This is a genomic window from Hydrogenophaga sp. GW456-12-10-14-TSB4, from assembly GCF_059424305.1.
The window spans coordinates 1-22,521 of the sequence record NZ_JBWKZH010000082.1 but is presented as its reverse complement, the minus strand read 5'-3'; the positions used below and the strand labels follow the sequence as shown (position 1 = coordinate 22,521).

Below are 22,521 nucleotides of genomic sequence, written 5' to 3'. Positions count from 1 at the left end.
GTCTTGGGCGGGTGGGTCGGCATGGGGGCTCCTGGGCGTTCGGCGGTGACCACGCCGAAGCCCGGCGCCGTCAGAGAAGACGACGAACCAGGGCGCCGGGTTTCGACAACCCGAAGGCCTTACAGGCCGAGCATCAGCTTGAGGTTCTGCACCGCTGCGCCGCTGGCGCCTTTGCCGAGGTTGTCGAGCCGGGCCACCACGACGGCCTGCCGGGCCTCGGCATTGCCGAACACGCGGATTTCGAGCTGGTTGGTGTCGTTCAAGGCCAGCGCGTCGAGCTTGCCGTCCTCGGTGGCCGGCTGCACGCTCACCCATTCGCTGCCCGCATAGTGCTTGGCATACACCGCGTTCAGATCGGCCAGCGTGGGCTGGTTGGGCAGGGTGTCCAGGTGCAGAGGCAGCTGCACCAGCATGCCCTGTGCGAAGTTGCCGACGGACGGCACGAAGATGGGCCGGCGCGTGAGGCCCGTGTAGGCCAGGATCTCCGGGATGTGCTTGTGCTTGAGGCCCAGTGCGTAGAGCTCGTAGGCCGGGGCTTCGCCCTTTTCGTAGGCCTCGATCATGGTGCGACCGCCGCCCGAGTAGCCGCTGACGGCGGGCAGGCAGACCGGATGATCGGCGGGCAGCAGGCCGGCGTCGACCAGCGGACGCAGCAGGGCGATGGCGCCGCTGGCATAACAGCCCGGGTTGGCCACACGGCGGGCGTTCACCACCGCATCGCGCTGGCCCGCGGCCAGTTCGGGGAAGCCGAACACCCAGCCCGGTGCGGTGCGGTGGGCGGTGGAGGCGTCGATGACCTTGGGCTGCCGGCCGGGCAGGGCGTCGATCATGGCGACCGACTCGCGCGCCGCGTCGTCGTGCAGGCACAGGATGACCAGATCGACCTGCGCCATGAGTTCGCGCTTGGCGACCGGGTCCTTGCGGCGCTCCGGTGCGATGCTCACGAGCTCGATCTGGGGCATGCCCTGCAGGCGTTCCCGGATCTGCAACCCGGTGGTGCCTGCTTCGCCGTCAATGAAAACCTTGGCCATGGCCGCTCTGCCTTGTCAGTTGGATTCAGGGGTATTACCAGACCCGCGCGTCGAACGCGCGCTTTTGGTGCGTTGCACCATGATACAGTCCCGGGTTGCTGTTTTCAGTGCCCACCTCGCGGCCACCCCGGTTCGGCCGTCACTCTTTTACCTGTTCCTGAGAGACACCTCATGAAGATCCATGAATACCAAGGCAAGGAAATCTTGCGCCAGTTTGGTGTGCCCGTGCCCCGCGGCATTGCGGCGTTTACGGTGCAAGAGGCGGTGGAAGCCGCTCAAAAGCTCGGCGGCCCGATCTGGGTGGTCAAGGCCCAGATCCACGCCGGTGGCCGTGGCAAGGGTGGCGGCGTGAAGGTGGCCAAGTCGGTCGACGACGTCAAGCGCCTGGCCGGCGAGATCCTGGGCATGCAGCTCAAGACGCACCAGACCGGCCCCGAAGGCCAGAAGGTTCGCCGCCTCTACATCGAAGACGGCGCCGACATCAAGAACGAACTGTACGTGTCGCTGGTGACCGACCGCGCGACGCAGAAGGTGGCCCTGATCGCTTCGAGCGAAGGCGGCATGGACATCGAGGAAGTGGCGCACGCCACGCCCGAAAAGATCATCACCGAGATGATCGACCCCCTGGCCGGCATCACCGTCGAGCAGAGCAAGAAGGTGGCCGCGGCCATCGGCCTGACCGGTGCTTCCGTCGACCAGGCCGTGGACATCTTCGCCAAGATCTACAAGTGCTACATGGACACGGACGCGTCGCTGGTTGAAATCAACCCGCTGAACTGCGACTCCAAGGGCAACCTGATGGCGCTGGACGCCAAGTTCAACTTCGACGCGAACGCGCTGTTCCGCCACCCTGAAATCGTGGCCTACCGCGATCTGGACGAAGAAGATCCGGCCGAAGTGGAAGCCTCCAAGTTCGACCTGGCCTACATCAGCCTGGACGGCAACATCGGCTGCCTGGTCAACGGCGCCGGTCTGGCCATGGCCACCATGGACACCATCAAGCTGTTCGGCGGCGAGCCTGCCAACTTCCTGGACGTGGGCGGTGGCGCCACGGCCGAGAAGGTGACCGAAGCCTTCAAGATCATGCTCAAGAACCCCAACGTCAAGGGCATTCTGGTCAACATCTTCGGCGGCATCATGAAGTGCGACACCATCGCCACCGGCGTGATCACCGCCTGCAAGGCCGTGAACCTGTCCGTGCCGCTGGTGGTGCGCATGAAGGGGACCAACGAAGAGCTGGGCAAGAAGCTGCTGGCCGAATCCGGCCTGCCCATCATCGCCGCCGACACCATGGCCGAAGCGGCGACCAAGATCGTTGCTGCCGTCAAGTAAGCCCGGAGAACACACATGTCCATCTACATCAACAAAGACACCAAGGTCATCACCCAGGGCATCACGGGCAAGACGGGCCAGTTCCACACCGAGAAGTGCCAGGAATACGCGAACGGCAAGAACGCCTTCGTGGCGGGCGTGAACCCCAAGAAGGCCGGCGAGTCGATCTTCAACATCCCGATCTACGCCTCCGTCAAGGAAGCCGCGACGCAGACCGGCGCCACCGTGTCGGTGATCTACGTGCCGCCCGCAGGCGCCGCCGCCGCCATCTGGGAAGCCGTGGAAGCCGACCTGGACCTGGCGATCTGCATCACCGAAGGCATTCCTGTGCGCGACATGCTCGAAGTGCGCAACAAGATGAAGGCCAAGGAAGCCGCCGGCGGCAAGAAGACCCTGCTGCTGGGCCCCAACTGCCCCGGCCTGATCACGCCCGACGAAATCAAGATCGGCATCATGCCCGGTCACATCCACCGCAAGGGCCGCATCGGCGTGGTGAGCCGCTCCGGCACGCTGACCTACGAAGCCGTGGCCATGCTGACGGAAGTGGGCCTGGGCCAGTCGACCGCCGTGGGCATCGGTGGCGACCCCATCAACGGCCTGAAGCACATCGATGTGATGAAGGCGTTCAACGACGATCCCGACACCGACGCCGTGATCATGATCGGCGAGATCGGTGGCCCGGACGAGGCCGACGCGGCCCGCTGGTGCAAGGCCAACATGAAGAAGCCCGTGGTGGGCTTCATCGCGGGCGTGACCGCGCCTCCCGGCAAGCGCATGGGCCACGCCGGCGCGCTGATCTCCGGCGGCGCCGACACGGCCGATGCCAAGCTCGCCGTCATGGAAGAGTCGGGCTTCATCATCACCCGCAACCCTTCGGAACTGGGCAAACTGCTCAAGGCTCAACTCTGAGCCACCCCACAGGGTGTGAAAAGGGCAACGCTTGCGTTGCCTTTTTTTATGCCTGTTCGGGAATTGAGGCGCCGAACCCACAAAGGCGCTTGCTCCGTCGAAGCCGGTTGCAACAAAATGCAACATCCAGGCTGCCGGCGCTCTTGCCGGCACCGACGGTGCGCTTCTCTCTGACCTTCGGGCAGTTCGCGGCGACCTGCAGGCGAACCCACCCGGAGAATGCGCAACGTGTCCACCCGCAAGACGAGACCCCTGCAAGGCCGAGGCCGGCGGATGGCACGCGCCTGCGAAGAGCGTGAAAGATGCCCTGAATGGCGGCGGGAACGGGCCGATATACTGAGCAGGACCCTGCCGGAATCACCCGCGGAAAGGTGCCAGACAGGGCTCGAAATCGCCGCAGACTCCCGCAAGCCCATCGCCGCCCTGGCGCTTCATGGTGTGCCCGCCTCCAACGGGCGCCGCCATGAAAACGCGGTGCTTGCCAGAGTTGTCACGTGGACACCGATTTCGTCGCCCGAGCCCGAGACTGCCCGCTTCGATATCCGCTTATAAATCCAACAATATGATTTTTGAGTATTTTTGTCTGACAGATCCGGGTCTGGTCAGGGACAACAACGAGGACTCCGTGGCCCTCGATCCCGACAACCAGATCGTGGTGCTGGCCGATGGCATGGGCGGGTACAACGCGGGGGAAGTCGCGAGCGCCATGGCGACCACCTTCATCCGGACCGAACTCGGGCGCTGGATGTCGGAGGGCGGGCATGAGGCCAGCGCGCGCGAACTCAAGCGCGCGATGGAGATCTGCATCGACAACGCCAACCGGTCCATCTTCAACGCCGCGAATTCCAACGCGCAATACGCCGGCATGGGCACCACCCTGGTCATGGGGGTGTTCCATGGCGCCCGGGCCATGATCGGTCATGTAGGCGACTCGCGCTGCTACCGCCTGCGCACCGGCAGCTTCGTGCAGATCACGCGCGACCACTCCCTGCTGCAGGAGCAGATCGATGCCGGGCTGATTTCGCTGGAGCAGGCCCAGTACGCCACCCACAAGAACCTGGTCACCCGTGCCCTGGGGGTGGAAGACACGGTGTTGCTGGAAGTCAACGAATACCGGGTGGAAGACGAAGACCTCTATCTGTTCTGCTCCGACGGGCTCAGCGACATGATGAGCGACGAGCGCATTGCCGCCATTCTTCTGACGGCGGGCACACTGGAGGAAAAGGCGCAGGCGCTGGTGGACGGGGCCAACGACAGCGGCGGGCGCGACAATATTTCGGTGATACTGGCGTATGCTCGATCGAAGCCGATCCGCAAAGGCCTGCTCTCGCGGATGCTCGGCAAGTAGTCGGCTGCGCACTTCAGATTCAGAATTCAACCAATAGGTACCAGAGGAGTCGGCCATGCCGAAAATGATCGTTTCCATCGACGGTGTCGTCATCAAAGAAGTACAACTCACGAAAGACCGCACCACGCTGGGCCGACGTCCTTACAACGACATCGTGATCGACAACCTCGCGGTCAGCGGTGAGCATGCCGTGATGCAGATGTCCGGCATGGACGTGTTTCTGGAAGACCTCAACAGCACCAACGGCACCTACGTCAACGGCAAGGCGATCAAGAAGCAGCAGCTGCAGAACGGCGATGCCGTCGAGATCGGCAAGTACAAGATCAAGTTCGTGCACGAAGGCGCGAGCGAGAGCTACGAAAAGACCACCGTCATCAACGCCGGCTCCGTGGTGGAAGCCGGCGACTCGCATGGCGCCCCTTTGGGCAACGCTGCGATCAAGGTCATGTCCGGCACGGCGGCCGGCCGCGAAGTGCCCCTGGTCAAGGTCGTGACCACCATCGGCAAACCCGGCGTGGCCGTGGCGGCCATCACGCGCCGGCCTCACGGTTACGTGGTCGCCCTCGTGGAAGGCACGCAGAAACCGACCGTCAACGGCAGTGCCATCGGGACCGATGCCGTGAACCTGCACCATGGCGATCTGCTGGAACTGGCCGGCACGCAGATGCAGTTTGTCCAGCACTGAGACCCACCCGGGCCAGACCCTCGGGCCGGGTGTTGCGCTCATCGGCAGAAATGCCAAAAAAGTCCTTTCCGGCGCCTGGTCAAACGGGTAGCCTTCGGCAGTCGGTTGCCGTTCCGACCCGAGAGGGTCCATGCAGCCTGTTTTCCCACCCGATGGGCCGGCGATCCCGGTCATGCCACTGCCAAAGCCGCCAATGAGGGTCCGCGTACTGGGGTGTTCCGGAGCCATCGCCCAGGGCTGCCGCACCACCTCCTTCCTGCTTGACGACAACGTCCTGATCGACGCCGGCACCGGCGTGGGGGACCTGACCCTGGACGAGATGGCGCGGGTTGACCACGTCCTGCTCACCCATTCACACCTTGATCACGTGGCCGCGTTGCCGCTGATGCTCGATGCCGTGGCCGCCCGGCGCATGGCCAGCGGCGCGGCTCCCTTGCAGGTGCACGCCTTGCCCGGCACCATCGCCGCGCTCAAGGTGCACATCTTCAACAACCTGATCTGGCCCGACTTCTCCGCCATTCCCAGCGTGGACATGCCGCTCATGCGCTTTGTGTCCATCTCGGTCGGGGAGGTGTTGCAGGTCGGCGGTAAGGCGATCGAAGTGCTGCCGGCGGTGCACACGGTGCCGGCGGTGGGTTTTGCCGCGGCGAGCGCGTCGGGGCATTGGGTGTTCAGTGGCGACACAGGGCGCAACCCGGCGTTCTGGCAGCGTGTGAACCAGCTGCCCGTGGCCCTGCTGGTGATCGAAACCGCCTTCAGCGATCGGGAGCAGGCGCTGGCGCAGCGCAGCCTGCATCTGGCCCCCGGCCTGCTCGCGCAGGAGCTGGCGCAGATCGACGGCCACCAGCGTTACCCGATCTACATCACCCACACCAAGCCGGCGGAGACCGGCTTGATCATGGAAGAGATCCAGCGCTTTGACGAAGCGCCCACAGTGGGAGGCGATGCGCGCCACGACATCCGCTGGCTCAGCGCGGGGCAGACCTTCGAGCTGTGACAAATCCTGTTCCCGGGGGCGGGAGTGACAAAAAATGTCGGTCGCATCCCGGCACATGAGTCACCAAATGTCACTTCGTGCAGCGAAAGCGTGAAAAAGGCCTCTAAAACGGGGGCATTTCAGGTTGGCACGGGGTCTGCTGATAGGGAACCGTCCTTATCCCAACCCCTGTCTCCAAGGAGTTTCCTCATGAAGCTGAAGCGTTCCCTCCAACAAGGTTTCACCCTGATCGAACTGATGATCGTGGTGGCCATCATCGGTATTCTGGCTGCCGTGGCACTGCCGGCATATCAGGACTACACGATCCGCGCCCGCGTTTCCGAAGCGGTGACGCTCGCCAGCGGCGCAAAGACGACCGTGACGGAAAACGCCGCCAACGGTGTGGCTTTTGCTTCCGGCTGGGCGCCTCCTTCGCCGACCGAAAACGTTGAATCCGTTGCTGTGGATGGCACCAACGGCGCGGTGACCGTCACGCTGAAGGCCAAGGCTGGTGGTGTTGCCGGCGCGAACACCCTGACGCTGACGCCCACCTCCGGTGGTAGCGACGCTGTTGCCCAAGTCGGCACGCCGGCTGACCCGGCCACTGGTGCGGCTGCCAGCGCCGACTACGCTCCCGCAATCCCCGCCGTGGCACCCTCTGCCCTGGTGGCCGGCACCCCTCCCGCTTCTGCCGTGATCTGGACTTGCGGCGGCACGCTGAACAAGAAGTACCTGCCCGCGACTTGCCGTTAATTGGGTGAGTACAAAAAAGAGCGCTTCGGCGCTCTTTTTTTTGTCTCTCAAGACGCAGGTCGTTCAACCAGCCACAAACGCCCCGCTTTTCCCGCCGCGCTTCTCCATCAGCCGAACCCCGCCCATCACCATCCCCCGGTCCACCGCCTTGCACATGTCGTAGACGGTGAGCAGCGCCACCGACACCGCCGAGAGGGCTTCCATTTCCACGCCGGTCTGGCCGGTGCATTCGGCGGTCGCGCGGCAGTGCACGCTGTGGGCCTCGGGCTCGATGTCGAACTCCACCGCCACCCGGGTCAGCGCGATCGGGTGGCACAGCGGGATGAGGTCGCTGGTCTTCTTGGCCGCCTGGATGCCGGCAATGCGGGCGATGCCCAGCACATCGCCCTTCTTCGCGGTGCCCGCCTGGATCAGCGCCAGCGTGGCCGGCAACATGGTGATGCGCCCTTCGGCGACGGCCACCCGGTGGGTGCTGGCCTTGGCCGCCACGTCGACCATGTGGGCCTGGCCCTGGGCGTCGAAGTGGGTCAGGGAGGATGGGGTTTTTGTATCGGTCATGGGGGCTTGTTTCGCGGGCTTTACAGAACCGTTGGGCGTTGGCGGCATCATACGGGGATGCGTTTTTTCCTGAAGTCGCTGCTTCCCCCTGTCCCACGCTCTGCCCTGGCTCTGGGGCTGCTGGCGGTGGCGTCGATGCTGTTGCCCGTGCCAGCCTCGATCGCCCAGCCGGTGCGTGACAGCACCTCCACTTCTTCGTTGCCCAGCCTGGGCGACGGCGGCGGCATGTCCATCTCGGCCGAGCGGCGCCTGGGCGACCGCATCGCGCGCGACATCTACCGCGACCCGGACTACCTGGACGACCCCGTGCTGGGCGACTACCTGCAGGCCCTGTGGCAGCCGTTGCTGGGTGCCGCGCGCGACCGGGGCGATGTGCCGCCCGAACTGGCCGAGCGCATGGCCTGGGAGCTGGTGGTGTCGCGCGACAAGCGCGTCAACGCTTTCGCCCTGCCGGGGGGCTACCTCGGTGTGAACCTGGGCCTGATGGCGCTCACCGACAAGCCCGAGGAACTGGCCTCGGTGATGGCCCACGAGCTCAGCCACGTGTCGCAACGCCACATCTCGCGCATGATGGCGCGGGAGGAGCGCATGGCGCCCTGGATGATGGCCGCCATGATCCTCGGCGCGCTGGCGGCCGGGTCCAACCCGCAGGTGGCCACGGCCGCGATCGCGGGCAGCTCGGCCGTGGCCGCGCAGACGCAGCTGAATTTCTCGCGCGACATGGAGCGCGAAGCCGACCGCGTGGGCTTCGGGGTGCTGACGGGGGCGGGCTTTGATGGCCTGGGTTTCGTGACCATGTTCGACAAGATGCAGCAGTCCTCGCGTTACGACGACGGCTCGTTCCCTTACCTTCGCAGCCACCCTTTGACCGGCGAGCGCATGGCCGACATGCGCTCGCGCATTCCGTCGGGGCCGGTCGCTGCGGCCGGCGGCCAGATGGGGCCGGTGAGCGCCGCCGTGCCGGTGGCCGCGGTGCCCTCGGCTTCCCCTGGTTTGCGCCTGGACTTGCCGGGCTCCCGAGGGGCTTCTCACTCGGCCGTGGGCCTGCCCATGCCCTCGCGCAACGTGCACGCGCTGGTGTCGGCGCGCGCCAAGGTGTTGGCGGAAAACGGCCCCGACCGGCAGCGCGCCTGGCTGACCAATGGGCGAGCGGCCAATGCCTCCCCGGGTGATCGGTATGCGGCCGCGCTCTCGGCCTTGCGGCTGGGTCAGCGCGACTTGGCCCTGGAGCTGGCCCAGTCGCTGCGCACGGCGGTGGCGCCGGAGGCGCGCCCCACGGTGGATGCGCTGTTGCTGGACATCCTGCTGTCCCCCGTCGCGGGCGGCGTGCCGTCCCTGCCGCCCGCGCAGGCCACCTTGCTGGCCGAGTTGCGCGATCAGGCGCTGGGCGGCACCTCGCGGGCCAGTGCGCTGCTGGGTGCGCAGGCCGCGCTGGCCACCGGGCAAGCGCAGCGGGCGGTCAGCCGCCTGCAGACCTGGGTGGCGCAGCAGCCGCGCGATGCGGTGGCCTGGCAAACGCTGTCACGGGCCTATGCGGTGCAAGGGCAGACGCTGAGGTCCATTCGCGCCGAGGCCGAGGCGCGTGCGGCCCACCTGGACTTCGGGGGTGCCGTGGACCGCTTCAAGGCGGCCCAGGCCTTGCCGGCCGCGCAGCGCACGGACGGGATGGAGCTGGCCATCGTGGACAGCCGCCGCCGTGAGGTCGAGGCGCAACTGCGCGAGTCGGTGCGCGAGGAATCGGAGCGGTAGTCCGCCGGCCGGCTCAGCGCGGCAGCACCGTGCGCACGGCGGAGTTCACCGCCAGCATCAGCACCGAATAGATCAGCGATCCCAGCAGCGCGGCCAGGAAGCCGTTGACGCGGAACCCGTCCAGCACGCTCGCTGCCGCCCAGAACATCAGCGCGTTGATGATGAACAGGAAGAGGCCCAGGGTGACGATCGTGACGGGCAGCGTCAGGATCACCAGGACGGGCCGCAGCACCGCGTTGAACAGGCCGATGACGGCTGCAGCGATCAGGGCGGAAGTGAAGCTCTGCACTTGCACGCCGGGGTAGAGGTAGGCCACCACCAGCAGCGCGCAGGCCGCGAGCAGCCAGGTCAGGATGAGTTTCATGCGGGGCAGCATAGCACCGGTTCTTCGCCGGGCATGAAAAAGGGCGGCGCCCTTTCGGTCGCCGCCCTGTGCATCGGAGCCTCGGAAAGCTGGATCAGCCTTCGTGGACCACCGGCGGGCGGCGGGAGGCAATCCACTTGCCCAGCGCCAGGACCAGCAGCGCACCCACGACGTGGGCCGCCCAGTACAGCGTGTCGGAGATGACGGCCATGCCCTTTTCATCCACGGTGCCGAGCTTGGGCATGAAGGTCCACTTGTCGGGGGTGACGAAGGCCGGGTCGGTGACCAGCATGCCGCCGGCGATCCAGCCCAGCAGCATGCCGCCCAGGGTGATGATGACCGGGAAGCGGGCCATCAGCTTGATGACCATCGTGCTGCCCCAGACGATGATGGGGATGGAGATCAGCAGGCCCAGCACCACCAGCAGGAACGAGTGCTCGCCTGCGTTCTGGGCGGCGCCGGCGATGGCGATGACGTTGTCCACGCTCATCACCAGGTCGGCGACGATGATGGTCTTGATGGCCGCGAACAGCTTGTCGCTGCCCTGGATATCACCGTGCGCTTCGTCATCGGGCGCGAGCAGTTTCACACCGATCCAGATCAGCAGCAGGGCACCGACGAGCTTGATGAACGGCACGGTCAGCAGCGTCATCGCAAAGGCGATCAGGATGACGCGCAGGATGATGGCGCCGAAGGTGCCCCAGATGATGCCCTTGGTGCGCTGAGCGGGCGGCAGCTTGCGGCAGGCCAGCGCGATCACGACCGCGTTGTCGCCACCCAGCAGGATGTCGATGATGATGATCTGTCCCAGGGCGACCCAGAACGCGGGCGAAGTCAGGAAATCCATAAATGCCTCGTTGTCGTTTGTCCAAATGGGCGGGGCGAGAGGGATTCTCCTCGCGTCCACCCGGCCTTCTCATGCTCGACCCCCCTGGTCGATCGGAAGGCGCCGAATCACCACCCGCGATGGCGCAAACGCGCTGACGAAGGGGACGGGCATGCCTTGATCGACCCATGGGGCCTGTCAAAGGTCTTGCTCAGCCTGGCAAGGGTCTTGCCGGGCCCGGGCTGCCGGAAGCGGTGGCTTCGTATTGACGACAACGCGATGGTCCGGCGGCGGGCGCCGGAACGGAGAGCTACTCCCCTTCGAAACCCCGCGATTGTAGCGGCCCAGGTTCGCGCGCGGCGTCCGGGTCCGGTACGCAGTTACCACAGCGCCGGGGCTGGTACTGGCCGGCGCTTATGATCCACACCCCATGGCCGGCATCCACATCACCGACATCGAAGCCGCGATCAACTACTGGCGTGAGCGCTCACCCTCGCCGGACGGCGTTTCCCTGTGCAAGGAGCTTCGCGCGTTGGCCGAGGTGTACGCGCTGCTGATCTGGTTTCACGAGACCGAGGCCGACGAAGCCACCCTGCCTGCCGCGGCGCGCGAGGCCTGGCTGGCCTGGTACGAGACCACCCCCGACACGCCGTGCATCGCCATCTGCTCGACCAGCCAGGGCGACGAGGTCTGCAAGGGCTGCGGCCGCCGTTTCGATGAAGTGCAGCGCTGGACCGAGATGACCCCGGGTGAGAAGCGCGCCAGCTGGCGGCGGATCACCATCGAGGGCGATGCCTGGCGCTTCAACCGCTACGCCGAACGCGCGCTGGAAGAGCCGGGTTCCGGGCGCTGATCAGGTGGGCACGGTGTAGTTCGCCTGCGTCAGGTGATCCACGCCGCAGCTGAAGTCGCTCACCCAGTCGATGAACTCCCCCACGGCGGCGCCGGCCAGCGGCGAGCCGTGCTGCGGCACGATCATGCGGATCGGCAGGGTGCGGGCCATCTGCGCCCACAGCCGCAGCACCTTGGACGAGACCATGTAGCGCCGGTGGAAGCTCTCCATCCGGGGAATGTGCGCGGCCAGCGAGGTGACCGTTCGACCCGCGTCGGTCGAAGACCCGAGCGACACGCCCAGGTCGCCGGAGAAAAGGATGCGGCTTACCGGGTCCCAGAACTGGAAGTTGCCCTCGGAGTGCATGAAATGCGCCGCGAAGCGCTCCCACAGTCGGGAGATGTAGAGCGTGGCCTGGGTGCTGGTCATCCAGCGGTCCAGCGAGGCAATGATGTCCGGGTCGGCGTGCGAGGCCAGGATCGTGGACAGCCGGTGGGGTGGGAAGTAGCGCCCGATGGTCAACAGCAGCTCGTTGTAGGCCATGTTGCCGCCGGGGTCGATGACGGCGCCCGCGTCGCCGTGGATCACGAGGAACTGGTTGGCCTGCACCGCCTCGCCGCCTTCGTCGGCGAGGTGGGTGAACATCAGACAGACATGGCCATCTTGGTTGAACAGTTCGATGGCCATGGCCTGGAGCTCCGGAAATCCCGCGCAAGCGCGCACGCGGGACTGTAGATCGGCGGAGCTCCCGACCGTTTGAGCCAGATCAAGCGAAGGTGCCTGGCCCTGCGCGGTGTCAGACGCGGCGCGCGAGCTCGGTGGCCTTGCCCACGTAGCTGCCTGGCGTCATGGCCAGCAGGCGGTCTTTTTCGGGCTGGGGAATGTCCAGGCTGCGGATGAGCGTGTGCAGCGCCTCGGCGGTCACGGTCTTGCCACGCGTGACTTCCTTGAGCTTTTCGTAGGCGCCCGAGACGCCGTAGCGGCGCATCACGGTCTGGATCGGCTCGGCCAGCACTTCCCAGGACGCGTCGAGGTCGGCCGCCAGGGCTTCTTCGTTGAGTTCGAGCTTGCCCAGCCCCACGCCCATCGAGTGGTAGGCCAGCACGGCGTAGCCCAGGGCCACGCCCATGTTGCGCAGCACGGTGGAGTCGGTGAGGTCGCGCTGCCAGCGGCTGATCGGCAGCTTCTCGGACAGGTGGCGCAGCAGCGCGTTGGCCAGGCCCAGGTTGCCTTCGGCGTTCTCGAAGTCGATCGGGTTGACCTTGTGTGGCATGGTCGACGAGCCGATCTCGCCCGCCTTCAGGCGCTGCTTGAAATAGCCCAGGCTCACATAGCCCCAGATGTCGCGCGAGAGGTCGATCAGGATGGTGTTGGTGCGCGCAACCGCGTCGAACAGCTCGGCCATGTAGTCGTGCGGCTCGATCTGGATGCTGTAGGGCTGGAAGGTCAGGCCCAGGCCGAGCGGCTCGGGCTGCTCGATCACGTTGCGGCTGAAGGTTTCCCAGTCGAACTCGGGCCAGGCGCTCAGGTGGGCGTTGTAGTTGCCCACCGCGCCGTTCATCTTGCCCAGGAGCTTGACGCTGGCAATGCGGTCGCGCGCGGCGCTCAGGCGCACCACCACGTTGGCGATCTCCTTGCCCACGGTGGTGGGGCTGGCGGTCTGGCCGTGCGTGCGGCTGAGCATGGGCACGGCCGCGTAGGCATGGGCCATCTCGCGCAGCTTGTCGATCACCGCGTCCAGCGCGGGCAGCAGCACCGCGTCGCGCCCGCCCTTGAGTTGCAGGGCGTGGCTGGTGTTGTTGATGTCCTCGCTGGTGCAGGCGAAATGCACGAACTCGGCGGCCTTCTCCAGTTCGGGGCGTGCCTCGAAGCGCGACTTGATCCAGTACTCGACCGCCTTCACATCGTGGTTGGTGACCTTCTCGATGTCCTTGATGGCCTGGCCGTCGGCTTCGCTGAAGTTCTTCACCAGGCCCAGCAGGTAGGTGCGCGCGCCGGGCGAGAGCGGCTTGAACTCGGCCAGGCCGGCATCGGACAGGGCGATGAACCAGGCGATCTCGACCTGCACGCGGCGGTGCATGTAGCCCTGCTCGCTCATGAAGGGGCGCAGGCCGGCCAGGCGACCGGCGTAACGGCCGTCGAGCGGCGAGAGCGCGGAAATCGTGCTGGGGGCGCCGGGGGTGGTGTGGGCGGGCGAGGCGGGAGAGGAAGTGGTCGAACGCATCCCGCGATTGTAGGAGGCCCGTCCGCGGGCGCACCCACCGCCGGGCGCCACGCCTGCGGATCGGAGGGACGGTCTGGCGCTGGCTAGAATCGTGTTCCTACGTCCCAACGAGCATTGCACTCCCCCATGAAACTCATCGGCGCCATCACCAGCCCTTACGTGCGAAAAGTGCGCGTTGTCATGGCCGAGAAGAAACTGGACTACCAGTTCATCCTGGAAGACGTCTGGTCTGCCGACACCACCATCATGACCTCCAACCCGCTGGGCAAGGTGCCCTGCCTGGTGATGGAGGGCGGCGAGGCGGTGTTCGACTCGCGCGTGATCGTGGAGTACCTCGACACCTTGTCGCCCGTGGGCAAGCTGATCCCCACGCAGGGCCGCGAGCGCGCCGAGGTCAAGACCTGGGAAGCGCTGGCCGACGGCCTGCTCGATGCGGCCGTGCTGGCCCGGCTCGAAGCCACCTGGCCCGGCCGCGGCGAGGGCGAGCGCAGCGAGGCCTGGATCCAGCGCCAGCGCGCCAAGATCGATGCCTGCCTGAAGTCCATGAGCCAGGGCCTGGGCGAGAAGGCGTTCTGTTCGGGCATCCACTTCAGCCTGTCCGACGTGGCCGTGGGCTGCGCGCTGGGCTACCTGGACTTCCGCTTCGCCGCCATCGACTGGCGTGCTCAGTACCCCAACCTGGCCCGCCTGGCCGAGAAGCTCCACCAGCGCCCGAGCTTCGTCGATACGAAGCCGAGCTGAGGCGCATCGCGCCTCAGCCGTTGGCGCGCCGCTTCAGCCAGCGCATCAGGCCGCCGACCACCGGCAGCTTCTCGTACAGCTCCTCCGCCGCGTCCCAGTAGTCGCGGTGGTCGCTGACGCGCCCGTCGGGCGCGAGCTGCAGGTGCGAGCCGCCGCGCACCACCTGCTCCGTGACGGTGTCGAAGCGCCGGAACCGAAACCGGAATTCCCAGGTCAGGAAGCCCTGCGCGCCGTCCACCAGACGGCCCGTGACCACGAAGCGCGGTTCGTTCAGGTTCTCGAACATGTGCTCGAAGATGCGCGCGATGGCCGGGATGCCCTGCACCTCGTTGAACGGGTCCTTGAAGCGCGCGTCCGCCGTGTAGAACTCGCCGAGCCGGGCGAGCGAGTCGGGGGAGAGCGACTCGAACCAGCGGCAGAGGTGGTCGATGGCGGCGCGGGTGTCGGTGGGCATGTACGGGTTATAGCCCGGTGGCGCGGCGCACCGCCGAAAAGTAGACGCGGTAGGGCAGCAGGCGCAGCAGTTTCATCCAGCGCGTGAACCGCTTGGGGTAGTGAATCTCGAACGCGCCCCGGCCCCAGCCGGCCAGCATGGCCTGCGCGGCCTGCGCCGGGGTGATCAGGGCGGGCATGGCGAACCCGTTGCGGGCTGTCAGGGGCGTGTTCACGAAACCGGGGTGCACCACGCTCACCCCGAGGCCCAGGGGTTGCAGGTCCAGGTACAGCGTCTCCGCGAGGTTGGTGAGTGCGGCCTTGGTCGGGCCGTACGCCAGGCTTTTGGGCAGGCCACGAAAGCCCGCCACGCTGCTGATGAGGCTGATGTGCCCGCGACCGCGCGCCGCCATCGCGGGCACGGCGGCGTCGAGCACGTGCAACGCGCCGAGGTAGTTGATGTCGACGTGGCGCCGCAGGTCGGCCAGGTCCATGCCGGTGGCGCGCATCTCGCTGTAGTGGCCGGCGCAGTACAGCACCAGGTCGAGTGGGCCCTCGGCCAGGATCTGGTAGGTCGTGCGCATGACGGCGGTGGCATCGGTCACGTCCAGCGGCCAGGCCTGCGCGGCCGGGTGCGCGGCCACGAACGCGTTCAGCGCGGACGCATTGCGCGCGGACACCAGCACCTGGGCGCCGCGCGCGTGCAAGGCCGCGGCGGTGGCTTCGCCAATGCCGCTGGAGGCGCCGATCAACCACACGCGCAGGCCGCGCCAATCGCGGATCGGGGGATTCATGGGCCTGAACAGCGAGAAGCCGCGCGCACCGCGCACCGCCAGCGGCGGCGCCAGGGGCGCGTCGATGAACGTCCTGGGGATGGTCATGGCAGGCGCTTCACGAACGACAGGGTGACCTCGCCCAGGCGGATGCCGAACTTGCTCATCGTGGCCTTGTTGAGCATCACACGTTCGTCCATGAGGATCATCCAGTCGTCGAACTGCACCTCATAAGTCTTGCCGTCCACCGGTTGCAGCAGCGTGTAGCCCCAGCGGAAGGCGTTGCCCCGTTGCTCGCCGAGCGCGACGCCCACCACGTCGTCAGCGGAGCCGCTGAAGTGGCCGTTGCCCAGGTGTTTCATGCGCCACACCCTCTTCTGCGCCGTGCCGTCCGAGTAGGTGAAGGCCTCGTCGAGCACGCCGTCGTCTCCGTTCCATTGGCAGCGCATGACCACGACGAAGCGCTTGACGATGGCACCCGAGCGGTCGGTGAAGATGCCGTAGGCGTCGAGCGTGCCGTTGAAGTAGGTGCGCAGGTCGAGCACCGGTTTTTCGCCCGCGTACTGCGCCACCTCGGGTCCCGCGCAACCCGCGAGTGTGGCCGCACCCGCGAGGCCGGCGGCGAGGCATTGACGTCGTTGCATGGCAGTCCTTCAGTGGGTGGGCAGGGGATGAAGCGGGTCGGCGCGACCTTGTTCGGGCCGGATGACCAGCGCGTACAGTGCGCCGGCGGCCAGCAGCTTGAGCGCGCAGGGCAGCAGGCAGTAGGCAACCGTGAGTGCCTGCAGCGCGGCGGGGTCGCGCGTGCCCGGTGCGTAGCCGAACCCGCTCAGCAGCGGCAGCGCCAGGCCGGCCGCCAGCGCGAGGTTGAGCTTGGTGGCGAAGTTCCACCAGCCGAAGTACGCGCCCTCGCGTTGGCCGCGTTCACCGAGCCGGCCGATCAGGCCGGCCAGCAGCGCGCCGGGCAGGGCGAGGTCGGTGCCCAGCGCGAGGCCCGAGAGCGCACACACGGCCAGGAAGGGCCAGGCGTCGCCCGGGCCGAGCAGGGCCGCCGAGACGAACACCGTGACCGCGAGACCCATGCCCACCAGCCAGGTGCGCGCCAGGCCGAGGCGGGCGACCAGCCGCACCCAGAGCGGCATCGAGAGCGCGGCACACAGAAAGTAGGTGGCGAGGAAGGCCGGCTCCATCGAGGGCGCTGCCTGCAACCGGTCCTGCACGAAGAACAGCACCAGTGTGGCCGGCACGGCGCTGGCGGTGCCGTTGATCACGAACACCGCCAGCAGGCGGCGGAACGCGGGTTGCCGCAGCGGCGACGGGCCCGTTGTCGGCGCGGCGCTGGTTTCGGTCACGGGCCGGACCGATCGGCTCCAGGCCCACCAGCCCAGTGCCAGCAACACGGTGAAGGCCGAGGCGGTGGCGCCCAGCCCCAGCGTGGCGGGCAGCACCGCGGCCATCAGCACGCCCAGCAGGGCCAGGCCTTCGCGCCAGGCCACCACGCGGCTGCGCTGGGCTTCGTCGCCGCCCAGGCGCGCGCCCCAGGCCTGGTGGGCCACCGAGATCACGCTGTAGGCGATATAGGTGAGGGCCATCAGCCCGCCCGCCCAGCCGAGCAGGGCCACGCTGCCAGCCTCGCGCACCGCGGCCGGTGGAAACAGCAGGCCCCACAGCCCGGCCGCGAGCAGCACAGCGGCGGCCGCGGCCACACCCAGCACCGCGGCGACCGAGCGCGCGAACAGGCGGTCGCACCCGCGCCCGATCCAGGGGTCGAGCACGGCATCGACGAGGCGGGCGGCCAGCAGCACCGTGCCCAGGGCGGCCAGCGGCGCGCCGAACTCGCGCGCGTAGTGGTTGGGCAGCACCACGTACAGCGGCAGCGCCACAAAGGCCAGCGGCAGGCCCAGCAGACCGTAGCGCAGGCCGTGGCGCCACGCGCCCGGGCCGATGAAACCGGCGGCGGGTTCGTTCATGGTGTGCGCGGGGGGCCGCCCAGGGACTGGATCAGCGCCTCGCGCAACCGCGGCTGCGAGGTCCGGGGCGAGAGCCAGATGCCGAAGAACAGGCGCGAGAAGGCGTCGTCGGCCACCTCGCCCAGCCACTGGCCGTTGACGTAGAAGCGCGCCCCGCTGCCCGGCACGTGCACGCCGGTGAGGCGGTCGCCGCGCCGCACGTCGGGGAACAGGGCGCTCATCGCCTGCTGCCAGCGCTGGGCCTGCGCGGGGTCCAGCGGGGCCAGGCCTTTCATTTCCTCGATGGACCGCTCGGCGATGTCGGCGCCCTTGAAGCTGCGCAGGTAGCTCAGCTCCAGGCCGAAGCGCTGGTCCTCGAACCGCTGGATGTCGAAGTCGCGGGCGACCATCAGGCGGGTGTCGTAGACATCGAAACCCCAATAGCGCAGGCGGGCGGTGCCGGTGCGGGTCTGCTCCTGCAGCGCCGTGCTCAGCGGGGTGGTCTGCGCGCCCGCTGGCAGGCTGGCCAGCAGGGCGGCGGCCACGACCAGAGGCAGGGCGGGGCGGGGCATGGTGCGGGCCTCACGCCGGCTTGCGCAGCGTGAACTGCACGACGTCAACGCTCTGCTGCTCGAACGCCGCCTCGCAATAGGCGAGGTAGAACTCCCAGATGCGCAGGAAGCGCTGGTCGAAGCCCAGCCGCAGCACGCTTTCCTGCTCGTGCAGGAAACGCTCGCGCCAGATCGACAGCGTGCGCGCGTAGTCCTGCCCGAAGGCGAACTCGTCGACCACCTCGAGCCCGGCTTGCGCGGCCTGGGCGCGCAGCTCGCGCGGGCAGGGTAGACAGCCGCCGGGGAAGATGTATTGCTGGATGAAGTCCGTGCCCTGGATGTAGCGCTCGAAGTGCGCGTCGGCGATCACGATGCTCTGGATGCAGGCCCGGCCCCCGGGCTTGAGCAGGCGGGCGACGGTCTGGAAGTAGGTCGGCCAGTACGCGCGGCCCACCGCCTCGACCATCTCGATCGAGCAGATGGCGTCGAACGGCGCGTCGTCGATGTCTCGGTAGTCCTGCAGCCGCAGCTCGGCGCGGTCTTCGCGGCCGATGCGCCGCATGCGCTGCTGAGCGAACGCCAGTTGTTCGGTCGAGAGCGTCACGCCGACCACCGAGGCATCGAATTCGGTGGTGGCTTTCTCGGCCAGCGCGCCCCAGCCGCAGCCGATCTCCAGCACGCGGTCGCCCGGTTGCACGCCCGCCAAACGCAATGCGCGGCGCACCTTGGCGTGCTGCGCCATTTCCATCGGCTGCTCCGGCGTCTCGAACCACGCCGACGAGTAGTTCATGGTCTCGTCCAGCCATAGGCCGTAGAACGCGTTGCCCAGGTCGTAGTGCGCGTGGATGTTCTTGCGGCTGTTGGCCTTGGAGTTGCGGTTGAGCAGGTGCCGCACCCGGTAGGCCAGGCGGCCCAGCCAGGAGCCGTAGACCATGTCCTCCACCTCGCGGCGGTTGGCCACCAGGAGCGACAGCAGGGCGGTGAGCTGGGGCGTGCTCCAGTCGCCGGCGATGTAGGTTTCGGCGAAGCCGATGTCGCCCGATTTCAGCGTGGCGTTGCACACGTTCCAGTTGTGCAGTTTCATGCTGGCGTGCGGCCCTTCGGCCTGGCCGAAACGCTGCACCGAGCCGTCGGGCAGTTGCAGCGTGAGGCTGCCATGCACCAGCCGCTGCAGCAGTTGCAGCGTCGTGCGCGCCGCGGCCGGCGTGTTGCGGGGCAATGCGAAGCCCACGGAGCGGGGGGAGGCGGTGGTGATGGTCATGGCTGGCGGGGCTCGGCTGCGGTCACGAAGTCGCCAGGCGCGGGTGGCTGGCGGAAGAACGGGGCCTGGCGCATCCACAGGCGCAGGGCCTGCCAATGGATGCGGGCGATCACGCCCAGTCCCATGGCCGAGAGGGACCACAGTGCCCGGCGAAGGGTGCGGGCATTCAGCGGCAGCAGCTCGCCGCTCACGCTGGTGTTGAGCAGCGCCATGTCGTCAGGACCGTCGAAGTAGTCGATGCGGGCCACCGTGCGGGCCGTGGGGCCTTCGGTGCGCATGAAGACAAAGCGGTAGCGGCCACGCACCGGGCAGAACGGTGAGACGTGGAAGACTTTGGCTGCTTCGCAGGGCTGACCGTAGCGCGGCGCATCGAGCAGGTAGCAGTGGCGTTCACCGAAGGTGTTGTTCACCTCGGCGAGCACCGCGCGCAGCGAACCGTCGGCCCGATGGCAGTACCAGAAGCTCACCGGCTTGAAGCTGTGGCCCAGCACACGCGGGTAGGTGTGCAGCCAGACCTCGCCCTGCGCGTCGCTGATGCCGTGCTGCCGCAGCACCTCGTCCAGCCAGGCCAGGCTGTCGGCGCGGCCATCGCCGTGGTCGGCGTCGTGAAAGCTCAGCGCGGCGCGGCGGTTGCGCGCCAGCGCGCCGGGGCCGTGCGCGCGAAGGCTGCGCATCGGCAGCATCAGGAAACAGGTGGCGTAGGCGAAGGCGTGGCGGTGGGGCCGGTGGCGCGTGTGGCGCACCTGGCCGAAGCCGAGCAGCGCCACGGCGTTCATGCGAACACCCCGGGGAGCGCGGCCCTGCGCAGTTCGTGCTCGCTGGCCGTGGGGACCAGCAGATGCGCATCGATCAGGCCGCGCGCGGCCTGCAGACCCGACTTGAGCCCGTCCTCGTGAAAACCGTACCCGGTCCACGCGCCCGCGAACCAGGTGTGGCGCAGGCCCTGCAAGGCCGGAACGGCGGCCTGTGCCCGGATCGCGGCGAGGTCGAACACCGGGTGCTCATAGACGTACTCACCCAGCACCTGCGTGGGGTTGATCTCGCGCTGCGGATTGAGCGAGACCACCACCGGTTGCGGCACCGGCAGCGGCTGCAGGCGGTTGATCAGGTAATGCAGGCAGACGCTGGCCGACTCCCGCTCGGCGCTGGGCGCGCGCTCGTAGTTCCAGGCCGCCCAGGCGCGGGGATTTTCCGGCAGCACCGAGGCATCGGTGTGCAGCACGGCGCGGTTGGGCTGGTAGCGGATGGCGCCGAGCACCTTGCGTTCGGTGGTGGAGGCCTGGTCGCCGAGCAGGCGCAGCGCCTGATCGGTGTGGCAGGCCAGCACGATGGCGTCGAAGCGGTCCACATGGCCCGGGGAGACCACCCGCACGCCGGCCTCGTCGCGCAGCACCTGCTGCACGGGTGTGGACAGGCGCAGGTCGCCGACGCTTTCGAGGATCTTGTTGACATAGCGGCGCGCGCCGCCGGCGACGGTGTACCACTGCGGCCGGTTGCGGACCTGGATCAGGCCGTGGTTGTGGCAGAAGCGCACCATGGTGGCGACCGGGAAGGCCAGCATCTGGTCGGTCGGGCAGCTCCAGATGCAGCCCATCATGGGCAGGAAGTACCAGTCGCGGAACTCGTCGGAGAAGCGCTGTTCGCGCAGGAAGTCCCCCAGCGGCTGCAGCAGGGGGCTGTCCGGCCGAAGGTCGTCGCCGCGCTCGGCCAGTCGGGTGGTGACCCGGTTGAAGCGCACGATGTCGGCCAGCATGCGCAGGAAGCGCGGGTTGGCCAGGTTGCGCCGTTGCGCGAACACGGAGGACAGGTCGCTCCCGCTCCATTCGAGCGAGTTGCCTGCGGGCTCGGCGCCCGGCACCTGCACCGAGAACGACATGTCGGACCTGGCGATCGGCACCTCCAGCGCGGCGAGCAGCGCCAGCAGGTTGGGGTAGGTGCGTTCGTTGAGCACCAGAAAACCGGTGTCGACGCCGAAGGTGGTCGGCACGCCCTGCGCGTCGGGCAGGGTCACATCCACGGTGTGGGTGTGGCCGCCGAAATGATCGCCCGCCTCGTACAGCGTGACGTCCGCCAGGCCCTGCAGCGTGTGGGCGGCGGCCAGGCCGGCAATGCCGGAGCCGACGATGGCCACGCGCGAAGGCCGGGGCCTGGCTCGCGCGGAGGAGGGGTGGAGGAAAGCGAGGTCCGGCTGCATGGTCGGACCTCAGGGCCGGTGGGCCCCGCACCGGGCGGTGCGGCGGCCGCGTGGGCCAATACAAAAGACTGCGAAGCGCCCCCAGACGAACAAGGGAGGGAGGGAGGAGGAGGAGAAGCGCCTCGGGATTGCAGCCGGGTCATGGAGACCCGGAAGGCTTCGCAGTTCTAAACCGGAATCGGGGGCTGGCGCCAGCGCCAACCTGCTTGCTACGACGCCCCGCGCGCGCCAAAAGTTCCAGACTTTGTGCGTCTGGCGCTCAGCGCAGCGGAGGCGAAGCAGGGGCATGGCAGCGGACTCACGATTTGTACTCTATGGTTTTATTGTGACTCACTAGTCACAATTTGGTCGAGAGAAACTTTTCAATGTCCTTGATGAGGGCGGGGTTTTTGGGGTCGACGCCGCTGGCGTAGCTGCGCACGGTCTGGCCGTCGCGGCCAATCAGGTACTTGTGGAAGTTCCAGCGGGGGTGGTCACCGGTCTTTTCGGCCAGCTGGCGGTACAGCGGGTTGGTGTCGCGCCCGACCACGCTGGTCTTGCTGAACATCGGGAATTTCACGCCGAAGGTGTTTTCGCAGAAGTCGGCGATGGCCTGGTTGTTGCCTGGCTCCTGGCTGCCGAAGTCGTTGGCGGGAAAGCCCAGCACCACCAGTCCCTGTGGCTGGTAGCGGGCATAGAGCGCTTCGAGGCCTTCGTACTGTTTGGTGAAGCCGCAGAAGCTCGCGGTGTTGACCACCAGCACGACCTTGCCGGTGTATTGGCACAGGGATTGGGGCTTCTCGTCCTGCAGGCGGTCGAAGCGATGCTGCAGGAGGGTGGGGCATGCCGGTTCGGCGGCCATGGCTGGTGTGGTCAGGCTGGGGAGTGCCAGCGTCAGGAAGAGAAGAAGGGCGTGGGAACGGCGCATCGGGGGCTCCTGGGGTGACGGGGTTCGTCTTTGCATTGTGGGAGTTTTTCTGGAAACCACCCTTTGGTGTTTGTTTTTGACTGGCGTCGCACCTCGCCTTCCCCCCCTATCCCCCCGCCCCTTTCC

Annotated in this window: 24 protein-coding genes; 9 read left to right on the top strand and 15 right to left on the bottom strand. The window is 67.4% G+C overall.

What is annotated here, in order from left to right; translation table 11 throughout:
- Positions 1 to 119 precede the first annotated feature (119 nt).
- A complete protein-coding gene (argC, locus tag AC07ZS_RS26460) occupies positions 120 to 1,031 on the bottom strand; it encodes an N-acetyl-gamma-glutamyl-phosphate reductase (RefSeq protein WP_494801436.1) in 912 nt (303 codons plus the stop codon).
- A 171-nt stretch (positions 1,032 to 1,202) separates the two neighbouring features.
- Here argC and sucC point away from each other — a divergent pair, with 171 nt between their 5' ends.
- The 6 genes from sucC to AC07ZS_RS26430 all read left to right on the top strand — a co-directional run bounded on the left by sucC (position 1,203) and on the right by AC07ZS_RS26430 (position 7,034).
- Positions 1,203 to 2,363, top strand: a complete 1,161-nt coding sequence (sucC, locus tag AC07ZS_RS26455; protein ID WP_494801435.1) for an ADP-forming succinate--CoA ligase subunit beta — start codon at positions 1,203 to 1,205, stop codon at positions 2,361 to 2,363.
- A 15-nt stretch (positions 2,364 to 2,378) separates the two neighbouring features.
- Positions 2,379 to 3,272, top strand: coding sequence for a succinate--CoA ligase subunit alpha (sucD, locus tag AC07ZS_RS26450; protein ID WP_494801434.1), 894 nt, complete (start codon positions 2,379 to 2,381; stop codon positions 3,270 to 3,272).
- 562 nt (positions 3,273 to 3,834) lie between these two features.
- Positions 3,835 to 4,620 (top strand): Stp1/IreP family PP2C-type Ser/Thr phosphatase, encoded by a 786-nt coding sequence (locus AC07ZS_RS26445; RefSeq protein WP_494801433.1) that lies wholly within the window; start codon positions 3,835 to 3,837, stop codon positions 4,618 to 4,620.
- 55 nt (positions 4,621 to 4,675) lie between these two features.
- On the top strand, positions 4,676 to 5,305 hold the full coding sequence (locus tag AC07ZS_RS26440; RefSeq protein WP_494801432.1) for an FHA domain-containing protein: 630 nt from the start codon (positions 4,676 to 4,678) through the stop codon (positions 5,303 to 5,305).
- A 193-nt stretch (positions 5,306 to 5,498) separates the two neighbouring features.
- Positions 5,499 to 6,302 (top strand): 3',5'-cyclic-nucleotide phosphodiesterase, encoded by an 804-nt coding sequence (locus AC07ZS_RS26435; protein WP_494801431.1) that lies wholly within the window; start codon positions 5,499 to 5,501, stop codon positions 6,300 to 6,302.
- Positions 6,303 to 6,491: 189 nt separating this feature from the next.
- On the top strand, positions 6,492 to 7,034 hold the full coding sequence (locus AC07ZS_RS26430) for a pilin (RefSeq protein ID WP_494801430.1): 543 nt from the start codon (positions 6,492 to 6,494) through the stop codon (positions 7,032 to 7,034).
- 63 nt (positions 7,035 to 7,097) lie between these two features.
- On the opposite strand, the gene moaC is transcribed toward AC07ZS_RS26430, so the two are convergent.
- Complete coding sequence (gene moaC, locus AC07ZS_RS26425; RefSeq protein WP_494801429.1) at positions 7,098 to 7,592, bottom strand: cyclic pyranopterin monophosphate synthase MoaC; 495 nt, start codon at positions 7,590 to 7,592, stop codon at positions 7,098 to 7,100.
- Between the two features lie 57 nt (positions 7,593 to 7,649).
- Between moaC and AC07ZS_RS26420 the strand changes: the two genes are divergently transcribed.
- Positions 7,650 to 9,341 carry a M48 family metalloprotease gene (locus tag AC07ZS_RS26420; RefSeq protein ID WP_494801428.1) on the top strand — a complete coding sequence of 564 codons (1,692 nt, stop codon included), beginning with the start codon at positions 7,650 to 7,652 and terminating at the stop codon, positions 9,339 to 9,341.
- Between the two features lie 13 nt (positions 9,342 to 9,354).
- Here the strand turns inward: AC07ZS_RS26420 and AC07ZS_RS26415 are convergent, their stop codons facing one another.
- Together AC07ZS_RS26415 and AC07ZS_RS26410 are read right to left on the bottom strand one after the other, a co-directional pair.
- Positions 9,355 to 9,705, bottom strand: coding sequence for a phage holin family protein (locus tag AC07ZS_RS26415; protein ID WP_494801427.1), 351 nt, complete (start codon positions 9,703 to 9,705; stop codon positions 9,355 to 9,357).
- Between the two features lie 94 nt (positions 9,706 to 9,799).
- The gene (locus AC07ZS_RS26410) at positions 9,800 to 10,552 is read right to left on the bottom strand and encodes a TerC family protein (protein WP_494801426.1); all 753 of its coding nucleotides are present in this window, start codon (positions 10,550 to 10,552) and stop codon (positions 9,800 to 9,802) included.
- 409 nt (positions 10,553 to 10,961) lie between these two features.
- Between AC07ZS_RS26410 and AC07ZS_RS26405 the strand changes: the two genes are divergently transcribed.
- Positions 10,962 to 11,384 (top strand): DUF3717 domain-containing protein, encoded by a 423-nt coding sequence (locus tag AC07ZS_RS26405; RefSeq protein WP_494801425.1) that lies wholly within the window; start codon positions 10,962 to 10,964, stop codon positions 11,382 to 11,384.
- Here the strand turns inward: AC07ZS_RS26405 and AC07ZS_RS26400 are convergent, their stop codons facing one another.
- Both AC07ZS_RS26400 and purB read right to left on the bottom strand, forming a co-directional pair.
- Positions 11,385 to 12,050 (bottom strand): oxygen-binding di-iron domain-containing protein, encoded by a 666-nt coding sequence (locus tag AC07ZS_RS26400; protein WP_494801424.1) that lies wholly within the window; start codon positions 12,048 to 12,050, stop codon positions 11,385 to 11,387.
- Positions 12,051 to 12,159: 109 nt separating this feature from the next.
- Positions 12,160 to 13,587 (bottom strand): adenylosuccinate lyase, encoded by a 1,428-nt coding sequence (gene purB / locus AC07ZS_RS26395; RefSeq protein WP_494801423.1) that lies wholly within the window; start codon positions 13,585 to 13,587, stop codon positions 12,160 to 12,162.
- 126 nt (positions 13,588 to 13,713) lie between these two features.
- Here purB and AC07ZS_RS26390 point away from each other — a divergent pair, with 126 nt between their 5' ends.
- Positions 13,714 to 14,328 (top strand): glutathione S-transferase C-terminal domain-containing protein, encoded by a 615-nt coding sequence (locus AC07ZS_RS26390; RefSeq protein ID WP_494801422.1) that lies wholly within the window; start codon positions 13,714 to 13,716, stop codon positions 14,326 to 14,328.
- Positions 14,329 to 14,341: 13 nt separating this feature from the next.
- Here AC07ZS_RS26390 and AC07ZS_RS26385 read toward each other — a convergent pair whose 3' ends face one another.
- The 9 genes from AC07ZS_RS26385 to AC07ZS_RS26345 all read right to left on the bottom strand — a co-directional run bounded on the left by AC07ZS_RS26385 (position 14,342) and on the right by AC07ZS_RS26345 (position 22,395).
- Positions 14,342 to 14,782 (bottom strand): nuclear transport factor 2 family protein, encoded by a 441-nt coding sequence (locus AC07ZS_RS26385; RefSeq protein ID WP_494801421.1) that lies wholly within the window; start codon positions 14,780 to 14,782, stop codon positions 14,342 to 14,344.
- A 7-nt stretch (positions 14,783 to 14,789) separates the two neighbouring features.
- Entirely contained in the window at positions 14,790 to 15,554 is a 765-nt protein-coding gene (locus AC07ZS_RS26380) for an SDR family NAD(P)-dependent oxidoreductase (protein WP_494801437.1), read from the bottom strand.
- An 83-nt stretch (positions 15,555 to 15,637) separates the two neighbouring features.
- Positions 15,638 to 16,177 carry a DUF3833 domain-containing protein gene (locus AC07ZS_RS26375; protein ID WP_494801420.1) on the bottom strand — a complete coding sequence of 180 codons (540 nt, stop codon included), beginning with the start codon at positions 16,175 to 16,177 and terminating at the stop codon, positions 15,638 to 15,640.
- A 9-nt stretch (positions 16,178 to 16,186) separates the two neighbouring features.
- Positions 16,187 to 17,503: an MFS transporter gene (locus AC07ZS_RS26370; RefSeq protein ID WP_494801419.1), complete on the bottom strand. Its 1,317-nt coding sequence runs from the start codon at positions 17,501 to 17,503 to the stop codon at positions 16,187 to 16,189.
- Positions 17,500 to 18,054 (bottom strand): chalcone isomerase family protein, encoded by a 555-nt coding sequence (locus AC07ZS_RS26365; RefSeq protein WP_494801418.1) that lies wholly within the window; start codon positions 18,052 to 18,054, stop codon positions 17,500 to 17,502. Before AC07ZS_RS26365 ends, AC07ZS_RS26370 begins: the two co-directional genes overlap by 4 nt.
- A gap of 10 nt (positions 18,055 to 18,064) precedes the next feature.
- Entirely contained in the window at positions 18,065 to 19,294 is a 1,230-nt protein-coding gene (locus tag AC07ZS_RS26360) for a class I SAM-dependent methyltransferase (protein WP_494801417.1), read from the bottom strand.
- Positions 19,291 to 20,070, bottom strand: coding sequence for a DUF1365 domain-containing protein (locus tag AC07ZS_RS26355; protein WP_494801416.1), 780 nt, complete (start codon positions 20,068 to 20,070; stop codon positions 19,291 to 19,293). The genes AC07ZS_RS26360 and AC07ZS_RS26355 overlap by 4 nt, the downstream gene beginning before the upstream one ends.
- A complete protein-coding gene (locus AC07ZS_RS26350; RefSeq protein WP_494801415.1) occupies positions 20,067 to 21,488 on the bottom strand; it encodes an NAD(P)/FAD-dependent oxidoreductase in 1,422 nt (473 codons plus the stop codon). The genes AC07ZS_RS26355 and AC07ZS_RS26350 overlap by 4 nt, the downstream gene beginning before the upstream one ends.
- A 337-nt stretch (positions 21,489 to 21,825) precedes the next feature.
- Positions 21,826 to 22,395 (bottom strand): glutathione peroxidase, encoded by a 570-nt coding sequence (locus AC07ZS_RS26345; RefSeq protein ID WP_494801414.1) that lies wholly within the window; start codon positions 22,393 to 22,395, stop codon positions 21,826 to 21,828.
- Between the last annotated feature and the right edge of the window lie 126 nt (positions 22,396 to 22,521).

Coding starts and splice junctions, on each gene's coding strand:
- AC07ZS_RS26410 (WP_494801426.1), bottom strand. CDS start 10,552: ATGGATTTCCTGACTTCGCCCGCGTTCTGGGTCGCCCTGGGACAGATC.
- AC07ZS_RS26440 (WP_494801432.1), top strand. CDS start 4,676: ATGCCGAAAATGATCGTTTCCATCGACGGTGTCGTCATCAAAGAAGTA.
- purB (WP_494801423.1), bottom strand. CDS start 13,587: ATGCGTTCGACCACTTCCTCTCCCGCCTCGCCCGCCCACACCACCCCC.
- AC07ZS_RS26430 (WP_494801430.1), top strand. CDS start 6,492: ATGAAGCTGAAGCGTTCCCTCCAACAAGGTTTCACCCTGATCGAACTG.
- AC07ZS_RS26360 (WP_494801417.1), bottom strand. CDS start 19,294: ATGACCATCACCACCGCCTCCCCCCGCTCCGTGGGCTTCGCATTGCCC.
- AC07ZS_RS26365 (WP_494801418.1), bottom strand. CDS start 18,054: ATGCCCCGCCCCGCCCTGCCTCTGGTCGTGGCCGCCGCCCTGCTGGCC.
- AC07ZS_RS26380 (WP_494801437.1), bottom strand. CDS start 15,554: ATGAATCCCCCGATCCGCGATTGGCGCGGCCTGCGCGTGTGGTTGATC.
- AC07ZS_RS26345 (WP_494801414.1), bottom strand. CDS start 22,395: ATGCGCCGTTCCCACGCCCTTCTTCTCTTCCTGACGCTGGCACTCCCC.
- argC (WP_494801436.1), bottom strand. CDS start 1,031: ATGGCCAAGGTTTTCATTGACGGCGAAGCAGGCACCACCGGGTTGCAG.
- AC07ZS_RS26420 (WP_494801428.1), top strand. CDS start 7,650: ATGCGTTTTTTCCTGAAGTCGCTGCTTCCCCCTGTCCCACGCTCTGCC.
- AC07ZS_RS26415 (WP_494801427.1), bottom strand. CDS start 9,705: ATGAAACTCATCCTGACCTGGCTGCTCGCGGCCTGCGCGCTGCTGGTG.
- sucD (WP_494801434.1), top strand. CDS start 2,379: ATGTCCATCTACATCAACAAAGACACCAAGGTCATCACCCAGGGCATC.
- AC07ZS_RS26375 (WP_494801420.1), bottom strand. CDS start 16,177: ATGCAACGACGTCAATGCCTCGCCGCCGGCCTCGCGGGTGCGGCCACA.
- AC07ZS_RS26390 (WP_494801422.1), top strand. CDS start 13,714: ATGAAACTCATCGGCGCCATCACCAGCCCTTACGTGCGAAAAGTGCGC.
- moaC (WP_494801429.1), bottom strand. CDS start 7,592: ATGACCGATACAAAAACCCCATCCTCCCTGACCCACTTCGACGCCCAG.
- sucC (WP_494801435.1), top strand. CDS start 1,203: ATGAAGATCCATGAATACCAAGGCAAGGAAATCTTGCGCCAGTTTGGT.
- AC07ZS_RS26350 (WP_494801415.1), bottom strand. CDS start 21,488: ATGCAGCCGGACCTCGCTTTCCTCCACCCCTCCTCCGCGCGAGCCAGG.
- AC07ZS_RS26435 (WP_494801431.1), top strand. CDS start 5,499: ATGAGGGTCCGCGTACTGGGGTGTTCCGGAGCCATCGCCCAGGGCTGC.
- AC07ZS_RS26355 (WP_494801416.1), bottom strand. CDS start 20,070: ATGAACGCCGTGGCGCTGCTCGGCTTCGGCCAGGTGCGCCACACGCGC.
- AC07ZS_RS26405 (WP_494801425.1), top strand. CDS start 10,962: ATGGCCGGCATCCACATCACCGACATCGAAGCCGCGATCAACTACTGG.
- AC07ZS_RS26385 (WP_494801421.1), bottom strand. CDS start 14,782: ATGCCCACCGACACCCGCGCCGCCATCGACCACCTCTGCCGCTGGTTC.
- AC07ZS_RS26370 (WP_494801419.1), bottom strand. CDS start 17,503: ATGAACGAACCCGCCGCCGGTTTCATCGGCCCGGGCGCGTGGCGCCAC.
- AC07ZS_RS26445 (WP_494801433.1), top strand. CDS start 3,835: ATGATTTTTGAGTATTTTTGTCTGACAGATCCGGGTCTGGTCAGGGAC.
- AC07ZS_RS26400 (WP_494801424.1), bottom strand. CDS start 12,050: ATGGCCATCGAACTGTTCAACCAAGATGGCCATGTCTGTCTGATGTTC.